This is a genomic window from Kitasatospora sp. NPDC059088, assembly GCF_042738155.1.
Taxonomy (GTDB): domain Bacteria; phylum Actinomycetota; class Actinomycetes; order Streptomycetales; family Streptomycetaceae; genus Kitasatospora.
In genome coordinates, this window is the sequence record NZ_JBHYGR010000008.1 from 22,757 (window position 1) to 33,636 (window position 10,880).

A 10,880-nucleotide genomic window follows, 5' to 3' on the forward strand; every position below is an offset into this window, starting at 1 on the left:
GCACCCCCGGAACCATTACGCTGGGGGCGTGGCAGCCGTCGATCCTTCCGAAGAGCTCAAGAACCTCGATACGACCATGGGGTCGATCGAGGCCGTCCTCGACCTGGACAAGATCCGGGCCGACATCGCGGTCCTGGAGGAGGAGGCAGCCGCCCCCACCCTGTGGGACGACGTCGCGAACGCACAGAAGGTGACCAGTCGGCTCTCCTTCCTCCAGGGCGAACTGCGCCGCGTCGAGGGCCTCCGCAGCCGCATCGACGACCTGGGCGTGCTGTTCGAACTCGCCGAGGCCGAGGACGACGCGGACACCCGCACCGAGGCCGAGGCCGAGCTGGTCTCGCTCCAGAAGGCCGTCGAGGAGCTGGAGGTCCGCACCCTCCTCTCCGGTGAGTACGACGCCCGCGAGGCGCTGATCAACATCCGTGCCGAGGCCGGTGGCGTGGACGCCGCCGACTTCGCCGAGCAGCTGATGCGCATGTACCTGCGCTGGGCCGAGCGGCACGGCTACCCGACCGAGGTGTACGACACCTCGTACGCCGAAGAGGCCGGCATCAAGTCCGCGACCTTCACCGTGAAGGCGCCCTACGCGTACGGCACCCTCTCGGTCGAGCAGGGCACCCACCGCCTGGTCCGCATCTCGCCCTTCGACAACCAGGGCCGCCGGCAGACCTCCTTCGCCGGCGTCGAGGTGCTCCCGGTCGTCGAGCAGTCCGACCACGTCGACATCGACGAGGGCGAGCTGCGCATCGACGTCTACCGCGCCTCCGGCCCCGGCGGCCAGGGCGTCAACACCACCGACTCGGCGGTGCGCATCACGCACATCCCGACCGGCGTGGTGGTCTCCTGCCAGAACGAGCGCTCGCAGATCCAGAACAAGGCCTCGGCGATGAACGTCCTCCAGGCCAAGCTGCTGGAGCGGCGCCGCCAGGAGGAGCGCGCGGCGATGGACGCGCTCAAGGACAGCGGCAGCTCCTGGGGCAACCAGATGCGCTCCTACGTGCTGCACCCGTACCAGATGGTCAAGGACGTCCGCACCGCGTACGAGGCGGGCAACCCGCAGGCGGTCCTGGACGGCGACATCGACGGCTTCATTGAGGCCGGGATCCGCTGGCGCAAGCAGCGCGAGACCAGCGCCGAGTAACAGCAGGCACACGCGAAGGGCCCCGACCGCAGCGGTCGGGGCCCTTCGTCGTACCGCAGGTTCGTCAGGCCAGCGCCTGCCGCGCGATCAGCGCCACCGCGAGCAGTCCGGCCAGCAGGGCCAGCAGCATCGCGGGGGAGAGTGCGGCGAACGGCCCCTGCTGCTCCTGCAGCCGGGCCCGGTTGGCGCGGCACACCGGGCAACGCCCGTCGCTGACGCGGCCGTTGCAGTTGGCGCACACCAGATGGTCGCAGGTCATGCGATCTCCTCCTCGCTGCTACAGCAACGCACCGGACGGGGCTTTGGTTCCCTCTTCCTACCTGTACGGGGGAGTCTGCCCTGTACGGGGGAGCGGCCGGACACGGTCGCCACCTCCACTCTGCCAGGTTCTGGCCGTTCCGGCTCCCGGGCTGTGAGATGGCTCGCAATTATCGGGGCACAACCGGACATTCTCCCCCAGATTCCGGAATCCGTCCTGGGCTGTCCCTGCGGGCCCACCGCAGGTTCGCGTATGGTCCCAGACCGGGAGCGGCCCTCCGCGCTCCCATCGCCCGCCCCCGGGCCGGGCCTCCGGGGCGGATCGACCGAGGACTGGCGCCGCCTAGGATGGCCTCCGTGATGCAGCCGTGATCAGATTCGACAACGTCTCCAAGACCTATCCCAAGCAGAACCGTCCCGCCCTGGACAACGTCTCGCTGGAGATCGAGAAGGGCGAGTTCGTCTTCCTGGTCGGCTCGTCCGGCTCGGGAAAGTCCACCTTCCTGCGACTGTGCCTGCGGGAGGAACGTCCCTCCACGGGCGCGGTGCACGTGCTGGGCAAGGACCTCGGCAAGCTGTCCAACTGGAAGGTGCCGCACATGCGCCGCCAGCTGGGCACCGTCTTCCAGGACTTCCGCCTGCTGCCGAACAAGACCGTCGCGCAGAACGTCGCCTTCGCGCTGGAGGTGATCGGCAAGCCCAAGAGCGCCATCAACAAGGTGGTGCCCGAGGTGCTGGAGCTGGTCGGCCTCGGCGGCAAGGAGGACCGGATGCCCGGCGAGCTGTCCGGTGGTGAGCAGCAGCGCGTCGCGATCGCCCGTGCCTTCGTGAACCGCCCGATGCTGCTCATCGCGGACGAGCCCACCGGAAACCTGGACCCGCAGAACTCGGTCGGCATCATGAAGCTGCTCGACCGGATCAACCGCACCGGCACCACGGTGCTGATGGCCACCCACGACCAGGCCATCGTCGACCAGATGCGCAAGCGCGTCATCGAGCTCGACAAGGGGCTGCTCGTCCGCGACCAGGCCCGCGGCGTCTACGGATACCAGCACTGACCGACCAGCGCTGACCCGTAGGGCCCGCCGGCCCGGACCGCCAGACCGCGCAGTACCGACCCTGGAGTTGTTTCCCGCATGCGTGCCCAGTTCGTCCTGTCGGAGATCGGTGTGGGTCTCCGACGCAATCTGACCATGACCATCGCGGTCGTGGTCAGCGTCGCGCTCTCCCTCGCCCTCGCCGGTTCCTCGCTCCTGGTCCGCGACCAGGTGAACTCCATGAAGGGGTACTGGTACGACAAGGTCGAGGTGAGCATCTACTTCTGTACCAAGGCGGATGCCCGCAACTCGCCCCAGTGCGACAAGGGTGCGGCCACCGACCAGCAGGTCCAGGACATCAAGGACCAGTTGGACAAGATGAGTTCGGTGGTCCAGTCGTCCACGTACGAGAGCTCCGCGGAGGCGTACAAGCACTGGAAGGACATGAACCCGGACAATCCGCTCATCTCCGTCCTGGGCCCGGACGCCATGCCGCAGTCCTGGCGGGTCAAGCTCAACGACCCGACCAAGTACGACGTCATCCAGAGCGCCTTCGCGGGCAAGCCCGGCGTCAAGTCGGTCGAGGACCAGCGGAAGATCCTGGAGAACCTGTTCGGCCTGCTCAACGGCCTGCAGACGGCGGCGTTCGTGATCATGGTGCTGATGCTGTTCGTCGCGTTGCTGCTGATCGTCAACACCGTCCGGGTGTCGGCGTACAGCAGGCGGCGCGAGACCGGCATCATGCGCCTGGTCGGTGCCTCGAACTTCTACGTCCAGATGCCGTTCATCGCCGAGGCCGCGTTCTCCGCGCTGCTCGGCGCGGCGCTGGCCTCCGGCCTGCTGGTCGGCGGGCACTTCTTCGTCCAGGGCTGGCTGGCCGACCGGGTGCAGTTCATCCACTTCATCGGCCTCGGCTCGGTGCTGGCGGTGATCCCGCTGCTGGTCGTGGTCGGTATGGGCATGGCCGGCATCGCGGCGTTCTTCACGCTGCGCAAGTACCTCAAGGTCTGACCCCCGGAAGTCGCTTCGGCCCCGTACGGCACTGCGCCGTACGGGGCCGTCGCCGTTCCGCGCTCCGCCGTTCCGGCCCGTCGCGCGCGGAGCGGTGTCTACACTCCGTTGCCATGCTGCAAACTCCGCGCAGGGCACGTCAGGTGGCCGCGCTCAGCCTGGTGTTCGGTGCCGTGCTGCTGGGCGGCGCCGCGACCGGCGCCTGGGACGGCCCGGGCGACCCGCCGCGCCGGGCCTCCGCCGACCTCGCCCCGGCTGCCGCCGGGCTCCCGGCGGACCCGGCGGGCGCCGCGCTGTCCGAGCAGCAGGCCGAGCACCTGCTGGCGGCCGGCGGCGACCGCTGGGGCGCGTACTACAGCGCCCAGGAGTACGCCGAGTTCAGCCAGGGCCTGGACGGCCGCTACCCCGGGGTCGGGCTGTCGGTCGGCCGCGGCGAGGACGGCGTCACCTCGGTCTCCCAGGTCACCCCGGCCGGACCGGCCGCCGAGGCCGGGATCGCCCCCGGCGACCGGCTGCTGCGGATCGACCGGGACCAGGCCGACCGGCTGCCGGTCACCGAGGTGGTCGCCCGGCTGCGCGGGCAGGGCGACGAGCGCCGGGCCGGCTCCGAGGTCACCCTGGCCGTCCAGCGCGACGGCGGCGAGGTGCGCGAACTGCGGCTGCGGCGGGTGCTGCTGGACAGCCGGCAGGTCACCGCGGAGCACCTGGACAAGGGCGTGCTGCGGATCACCGTCCGGGGCTTCACCAGCGGCGTGGCCGACCAGGTGCGCGCCGCGCTGCGCGCCCCGCACGCCGGGGTGGTGCTCGACCTGCGCGGCAACTCCGGCGGGCTGCTGGACGAGGCCGTCGGCACCGCCGGGAGCTTCCTGGACGGCGGCGCCGTCGGCTCCTACCAGGAGCGCGGCGAGAAGCGGGAGTTGACCGCCCCACCCGGCGGCGACCGGCGCAGCCCGCTGGTGGTGCTGGTGGACGGCGGCACGATGAGCGCCGCCGAACTGCTCGCCGGGGCCCTCCAGGACCGCAGCCGCGCCGTGGTGGTGGGCTCCCGGACCTTCGGCAAGGGCACCGTCCAGCAGCCCAGCCGGCTCGCCGACGGCGCGGTGCTGGAGCTGACCGTCGGCCGCTACTACACCCCGGCCGGACGCTCCCTGGACGGCACCGGCCTGACCCCGGACGTCCCGGCCGCCGCGGGCGAGGACGCCGACGCGCTCGCCCTGCGCGTCCTGGCCGGGCTCGGCACCCGGTCCTGACCCGGCCGCCCGGCGGTAAAGCGGCTGCCCGATCCGGCGTCGAAGTGCGAGAATGGCCGCGCTATGGCAAAGGAAACCGGACACAAGCTGATCGCGCAGAACAAGAAGGCGCGACACGAGTACACGATCCTCGACACCTACGAGTGCGGCCTCGTGCTCACCGGCACCGAGGTCAAGTCGCTGCGCGAGGGGCGGGCCAACCTGGTCGACGGCTACGCCTACATCCAGAACCGCGAGGCCTGGATCGACAACGTCTTCATCCCCGAGTACACCCAGGGGACGTGGACCAACCACGCGGCCCGGCGCAAGCGCAAGCTGCTGCTGCACAGGATGGAGATCCAGAAGATCGAGACCAAGGTCCGCGACGCGGGCCACACCCTGGTCCCGCTGTCCCTGTACTTCAAGGACGGCCGGGTCAAGCTCGAACTCGCGCTGGCGGTCGGCAAGAAGCTGTACGACAAGCGCCAGACGCTGCGGGAGAAGCAGGACACCCGCGAGACGGCCCGCGCGGTGGCGGCGGCCCGGCGGCGCCAGGGTTAATCCGCTGGACCCTCGCCCGTCGCCTCGCGTACTATGGCGTCAGCAACACGGACGGTCACCGTCCGAGCTGTTTCTCAACAAAACATGGGGATGATCGGTTTCGACAGGGGATGTTGAAACAGGGGAAGCGAGCCGAGGAACGCGGCAATGATCTCGTTAACCACGTGTCGCAAAAAATAATCGCCAACTCTAAGCGCGATTCCCAGCAGTTCGCTCTCGCTGCCTAATAAGCACCGATAGCGCTTGGGTGTCAGACCGGGGAGTTCCCGACCCGGACCCTGGCATAATCTAGGGAACTCAACCGTCCGCCCGGGCTGCGAGGGTGGACGGGAAATCAAACAGCAGCTGGGCCTGTTGGCGGCTTGTCCGTGTGACCGCCAGGGCCGAGAAAATCACAGCGGACTGCGCTCGGAGAAGCCCTGAATTAACTCCACTGGACCCGGGTTCGATTCCCGGCATCTCCACCACCCCATGTTCACACCGAAGGCCGTCCACCGCTGATGCGGAGGGCGGCCTTCGATTTTTGTACGTTCCGGAGCAGCGCGTGCGGGGGGTCGCGGCGTAGGATCATCCGTCCGCTCGTTTTCCGGAGCCGGATTCCGTCGCAACCCCCGAGGCCATGCAGAGCAACACGGACACCACCCCCACCACCGATCACGAGACCGTCCGCGAGCGTGAGATCGCCGGTGAACAGCAGCACCTCGACACCGTCTACCACCGGCTGGAGGAGAAGCTCGCCGAGGCGGAGTACATCCTGGAGGACGCCGCCAAGCGGGTCCAGGTCGGTACTCCCGGCGCCCTCGCCGAGCGCGACGCCCAGGTCTACCGGGCCGGCGCGCACCTCCAACGGCTCAACAACGAGTTCGAGGACTTCCTCTTCGGCCGGATCGACCTCCAGCAGGCCGACGCGCCGGAGGAACACGGCATCCCCTCGAACACCCCGCTCGACCCGGCCGACCCGGCCGTCGCCGAGACCCTGCACATCGGCCGCCTGGGCGTGCTGGACGCCGAGTTCGGCCCGCTGGTGATCGACTGGCGGGCCCCGGCCGCCGCGCCGTTCTACCGCGCCACCCCGGTGGAGCCCGGCCGGGTGATCCGCCGCCGGGTGATCCGCTCCAAGGGCCGCAAGGTGATCGGCGTCGAGGACGACCTGCTGCGCCCCGACCTCACCCCGACCCTGGGCGGCCGGGAGCTGGCCGTGGTCGGCGACGGCGCGCTGATGGCCTCGCTGGGCCGCGCCCGCAGCCACTCGATGCGCGACATCGTCTCCTCGATCCAGAAGGAGCAGGACGAGGTGATCCGGGCCGCCGCAGCCGGGGCCACCCTCGTCACCGGCGGCCCCGGCACCGGCAAGACCGCCGTCGCCCTGCACCGCGCCGCGTACCTGCTCTACCAGGACCGCCGCCGCTACGCCGGGGGCATCCTGGTGGTCTCGCCCACCGCGCTGCTGGTCTCCTACACCGAGGGCGTGCTGCCCTCGCTCGGCGAGGAGGGCCAGGTCGCGATCCGCGCGGTCGGCTCGCTGGTGGACGGCATCGAGGCCGACACCTACGACGCCCCGGAGGCGGCCCGGGTCAAGGGCTCGGCCCGGATGGTGCACCTGCTGCGGCGGGCGGCCCGGGCGGCGCTGGAGCTGGGCGCCCCGCAGGAGCTCAAGGTGGTCGCCCGCGGCGAGGTGCTGAAGCTGGACGCGGGCCGGCTGAGGTCCGTCCGCGGCAATGTGGTGGGCTCCGGCGGCACCCCGCTGAACCTGCTGCGCCCGCGCGCCCGCCGGCTGCTGCTGGACGCCCTGTGGCAGGAGGCGATCCGGCACCTGCCCAAGCCCACCGACCACTACGCCCGGGAGCAGCGCCAGGAGGAGAAGGAGTCCTTCGACGACTACGTCTCCGACGAGTCGTCGTTCCTGGACTTCCTGGACGCCTGGTGGCCCGCGCTGACCCCGCGCCGGGTGCTCGGCACGCTCAAGCAGACCCGGCACACCAACCGGATCGCCCGCCGTGCCGTGACCCCGGACGAGGCCAGGCTGCTGGCCGCCTCCTGGCGCCACCTGTCGCCGCAGGGCGAGGGCGGGCTGTCCGCGCACGACGTGGCACTGGTGGACGAGCTGCAGGTGCTGCTCGGCGAGCCGGCCCGTCCGAAGGTCCGCGAGGTGGACGCGGTGGACCTGCTGAGCGGCCTGGAGGAGGTCACCACCTTCGCCGACCGCAACTCCCGCCAGCGCGAGCGCCAGCCGGTGGAGCGCAAGGAGTACGCCCACGTGATCGTGGACGAGGCCCAGGACCTCACCCCGATGCAGTGGCGGATGATCGGCCGGCGCTCCCGGATGGCCACCTGGACCATCGTCGGCGACCCGGCGCAGTCCTCCTGGCCGTTCCCCCAGGAGGCCCAGGCCGCGCTGGACGAGGTGCTGGCGGGCAAGCCGCGCCGCCGCTTCACGCTGACCGTCAACTACCGCAACCCGGCCGAGATCGCCGAGGTCGCGGCGAAGGTGCTGGCGCTGGCCGCGCCGGGCACGCCCTCGCCGAGCGCGGTGCGCCACGTCGGCGTGGAGCCGCGCTTCGCGGCCGTCACCGACCCCGCGCCGGAGGCCTTCGGCCGGGCCGCCCGGAGCGAGCTGGAGCGGCTGCTGGGCGAGGTGGACGGCACCGTGGCGATCGTGGTGCCGATGGACCGCCGGGCCGAGGCGGCCGGCTGGGCCGAGGGCCTGGGCGGGCGCGCGGTGGTGCTGGGCAGCCTGGAGGCCAAGGGCCTGGAGTACGACGCGACGGTGGTCGCCGACCCGACCGGCATCGCCGGCGAGTCGGAGGCGGGCCTGCGGGTGCTCTACGTGGCGCTCACCCGGGCGACCCAGCGGCTGACGGTGCTGTCCGGCCCTGACGACCTGCCGGACGCGGCCGGCGTGCCCGCGCTGCTGCACGGCTGACGCACCCACGACGAAGGCCCCTCACCGCTGGTGAGGGGCCTTCGGACGTTGACGACACCGACCCGCCATGCTCGCCTCGCGGCAAGTGGTCCCTCTGAGGGACGAAGGTTGGGCCCGGGGGCTTGGATCGAGCCGGTGTCCCGTCCAATGTAACGCATCGGCCGGGAGAGGCAAGGAGTGTGCGCCCGGAGACTGTGGGCGACGCGGCCCGCTTGTCGGATCCGCACACTCAATGAACGTTATTTCTGGCAACCCCTTGGAAGGTGCGACGATCGAGGTCTAGCATGCGCAGGCGATGCCTTCAACAAAATGTTGAGCCTGCGGGACAGACGGAAGAAGGAAGCGTCGATGGCGACGGTGCCCAGTGTCTCCAACTCGATCACGGTGCGACTGGAGGTCCCGGCCCGCGGCAACGCGGTCAGCGCGATCACCACGGCAGTGGAGTCCTCCGGCGGATCGGTGACCGGTCTCGACGTCACCGCCTCCGGCCTGGAGGCGCTGCGGATCGACGTGACGGTCGCGGCCTCCTCGGTGGCGCACGGCGAGGAGATCGTCGAGAAGCTCCGGGCGATCGACGGCGTGTCGATCGGCAAGGTCTCGGACCGCACCTTCCTGATGCACCTCGGCGGCAAGATCGAGATGTCCTCGAAGCTGCCGATCCGCAACCGTGACGACCTCAGCATGATCTACACCCCGGGCGTGGCCCGGGTCTGCATGGCGATCGCCGAGAACCCCGAGGACGCCCGCCGCCTGACCATCAAGCGCAACAGCGTCGCCGTGGTCACCGACGGCTCGGCGGTGCTGGGCCTGGGCAACATCGGCCCGGCGGCCGCGCTGCCCGTCATGGAGGGCAAGGCGGCCCTGTTCAAGCGCTTCGCCGGGATCGACGCCTGGCCGATCTGCCTGGACACCCAGGACAGCGACGAGATCGTCGCCATCGTCAAGGCGATCGCCCCGGGCTTCGCCGGGATCAACCTGGAGGACATCTCCGCGCCGCGCTGCTTCGAGATCGAGGCCCGGCTGCGCGAGGCCCTGGACATCCCGGTCTTCCACGACGACCAGCACGGCACCGCGATCGTGGTGCTGGCCGCCCTCACCAACGCGCTGAAGGTGGTCGGCAAGGAGATCGGCGACATCCGCGTGGTGATGTCGGGCGCCGGCGCGGCCGGCACCGCCATCCTCAAGCTGCTGCTGGCCGCCGGTGTCGAGCACGCCACCGTCGCCGACGTGCACGGCGTGGTCCACCAGGGCCGTGAGGACCTCAACGACAGCCTGCGCTGGATCGCCGAGCACACCAACCGCTCGGGCCGCACCGGCAGCCTCAAGGAGGCCGTGGCGGGCGCGGACGTGTTCATCGGCGTCTCGGCCCCGAACGTCCTGGACGGCGACGACCTGGCCACCATGGCGGAGCGGTCGATCGTCTTCGCGCTGGCCAACCCGGACCCGGAGGTCGACCCCGGGGTGGCCCGGCAGACCGCCGCCGTGGTCGCCACCGGCCGCAGCGACTTCCCGAACCAGATCAACAACGTGCTGGTCTTCCCGGGTGTCTTCCGCGGCCTGCTGGACGCCCAGAGCCGCACGGTCAACACCGAGATGATGATCGCCGCGGCCCGCGCGCTGGCCACCACCGTCGCCGACGACGAGCTGAACGCGAACTACATCATCCCCAGCGTCTTCCACAAGGACGTCGCCAAGACCGTCGCCGCGGCGGTGCGCGAGGCGGCCCTGGCGGACGCCCAGGAGCCCGCCGTACCGGCCCGTCCGACCCCCGGCATCGTCGGCACGCTGGACACCTCGGCCTTCCCCACCGTCAAGCTCTGACGGCCCCGGCCGGGCGCCGGACGGCCCGGCTCGCGGGCCGGTCGCCGATCGGTCAAATGTCCGATTAGCGGCCATACCCGCCCAAGCGCGCCCCGAACCCTTGCGACACAAGGGCGAGGGGCGTGTTTGGGCTTGTCGTGCCTAGGGCGTACGGTAGCCCTGGCCGGGGCAGGCGTGTCCGACAAGTACGGAACGTCCCCCTGGTCTTCCGGCGTGTCATCCTGACCGCCGTCCGCGCCCGGTCCGCCGGAGCCGACGGAGCGTCACACCTCCAACGGGCGGGCGATGTTCGGGTGGCTCGGCCGGGGCCCGATTGGCTTTCTCGGGGCCGGTCGGGGCAGGATTCGTTCCCAGGCAGGCGGCGGGCCTCTTCGACGGCTCCGGCGCGCGGCATACGGGTACGGACCCGGCCTGCGACCACGCAATGCCTGCATGAGCACAGTGTGCGGACCTGCGGCCCATCCGGGTGCCCCCCGGTGGGAGCACCGATGGGCCCCCGCACACCGCAAGCGAACAGACCACAGGAGTACACATGAACCGCAGTGAGCTGGTGGCCGCGCTGTCCGAGCGCGCCGAGGTGACCCGCAAGGACGCCGACGCCGTTCTGGCCGCCTTCGCCGAGATCGTCGGCGAGGTCGTCGCCAAGGGCGACGAGAAGGTCACCATCCCCGGTTTCCTGACCTTCGAGCGCACCCACCGCGCTGCCCGCACCGCCCGCAACCCGCAGACCGGCGAGCCGATCCAGATCGCGGCCGGCTACAGCGCCAAGGTGAGCGCCGGCTCCAAGCTGAAGGAAGCCGCCAAGGGCGCCTGAACCACCCCTTGAACGCCCGAGAGGCGGGGGGGCGGCGGGGGGGGGGCGCGCGCGCGGGGGGCGTGGTGGGGGGTCGGGGGAGCGA

At 70.9% G+C, this 10,880-nt stretch carries 9 protein-coding genes and 1 other RNA gene; 9 read left to right on the forward strand and 1 reads right to left on the reverse strand.

Going from position 1 to position 10,880, the window contains the following annotated elements; translation table 11 throughout:
- Positions 1 to 28: 28 nt before the first annotated feature.
- On the forward strand, positions 29 to 1,141 hold the full coding sequence (gene prfB, locus ACFWXO_RS05795; RefSeq protein ID WP_375882988.1) for a peptide chain release factor 2: 1,113 nt from the start codon (positions 29 to 31) through the stop codon (positions 1,139 to 1,141).
- Between the two features lie 64 nt (positions 1,142 to 1,205).
- On the opposite strand, the gene ACFWXO_RS05800 is transcribed toward prfB, so the two are convergent.
- A complete protein-coding gene (locus tag ACFWXO_RS05800) occupies positions 1,206 to 1,400 on the reverse strand; it encodes a hypothetical protein (protein ID WP_030059729.1) in 195 nt (64 codons plus the stop codon).
- 367 nt (positions 1,401 to 1,767) lie between these two features.
- Between ACFWXO_RS05800 and ftsE the strand changes: the two genes are divergently transcribed.
- From ftsE to ACFWXO_RS05840, 8 genes are all read left to right on the forward strand, one after another.
- Positions 1,768 to 2,457, forward strand: coding sequence for a cell division ATP-binding protein FtsE (ftsE, locus tag ACFWXO_RS05805; protein WP_030059730.1), 690 nt, complete (start codon positions 1,768 to 1,770; stop codon positions 2,455 to 2,457).
- A gap of 78 nt (positions 2,458 to 2,535) precedes the next feature.
- Positions 2,536 to 3,447 (forward strand): permease-like cell division protein FtsX, encoded by a 912-nt coding sequence (gene ftsX, locus ACFWXO_RS05810; RefSeq protein WP_350504738.1) that lies wholly within the window; start codon positions 2,536 to 2,538, stop codon positions 3,445 to 3,447.
- 113 nt (positions 3,448 to 3,560) lie between these two features.
- Positions 3,561 to 4,697 carry a S41 family peptidase gene (locus ACFWXO_RS05815; RefSeq protein ID WP_375882990.1) on the forward strand — a complete coding sequence of 379 codons (1,137 nt, stop codon included), beginning with the start codon at positions 3,561 to 3,563 and terminating at the stop codon, positions 4,695 to 4,697.
- 63 nt (positions 4,698 to 4,760) lie between these two features.
- Complete coding sequence (smpB, locus tag ACFWXO_RS05820) at positions 4,761 to 5,237, forward strand: SsrA-binding protein SmpB (RefSeq protein ID WP_350504740.1); 477 nt, start codon at positions 4,761 to 4,763, stop codon at positions 5,235 to 5,237.
- A gap of 86 nt (positions 5,238 to 5,323) precedes the next feature.
- Positions 5,324 to 5,704, forward strand: a transfer-messenger RNA (tmRNA) gene (gene ssrA, locus ACFWXO_RS05825).
- Between the two features lie 152 nt (positions 5,705 to 5,856).
- A complete protein-coding gene (locus ACFWXO_RS05830; RefSeq protein WP_375882992.1) occupies positions 5,857 to 8,160 on the forward strand; it encodes a HelD family protein in 2,304 nt (767 codons plus the stop codon).
- 348 nt (positions 8,161 to 8,508) lie between these two features.
- The gene (locus ACFWXO_RS05835; RefSeq protein ID WP_375882994.1) at positions 8,509 to 9,981 is read left to right on the forward strand and encodes an NAD-dependent malic enzyme; all 1,473 of its coding nucleotides are present in this window, start codon (positions 8,509 to 8,511) and stop codon (positions 9,979 to 9,981) included.
- Between the two features lie 532 nt (positions 9,982 to 10,513).
- A complete protein-coding gene (locus ACFWXO_RS05840) occupies positions 10,514 to 10,795 on the forward strand; it encodes an HU family DNA-binding protein (protein WP_030059737.1) in 282 nt (93 codons plus the stop codon).
- The last annotated feature ends 85 nt before the right edge of the window (positions 10,796 to 10,880 follow it).

Excerpts from the sequence above, each read along its gene's own strand:
- ACFWXO_RS05800 (WP_030059729.1), bottom strand. The coding sequence starts at position 1,400 with ATGACCTGCGACCATCTGGTGTGCGCCAACTGCAACGGCCGCGTCAGC.
- ftsX (WP_350504738.1), top strand. The coding sequence starts at position 2,536 with ATGCGTGCCCAGTTCGTCCTGTCGGAGATCGGTGTGGGTCTCCGACGC.
- ACFWXO_RS05815 (WP_375882990.1), top strand. The coding sequence starts at position 3,561 with ATGCTGCAAACTCCGCGCAGGGCACGTCAGGTGGCCGCGCTCAGCCTG.
- smpB (WP_350504740.1), top strand. The coding sequence starts at position 4,761 with ATGGCAAAGGAAACCGGACACAAGCTGATCGCGCAGAACAAGAAGGCG.
- ACFWXO_RS05830 (WP_375882992.1), top strand. The coding sequence starts at position 5,857 with ATGCAGAGCAACACGGACACCACCCCCACCACCGATCACGAGACCGTC.
- ACFWXO_RS05835 (WP_375882994.1), top strand. The coding sequence starts at position 8,509 with ATGGCGACGGTGCCCAGTGTCTCCAACTCGATCACGGTGCGACTGGAG.
- ACFWXO_RS05840 (WP_030059737.1), top strand. The coding sequence starts at position 10,514 with ATGAACCGCAGTGAGCTGGTGGCCGCGCTGTCCGAGCGCGCCGAGGTG.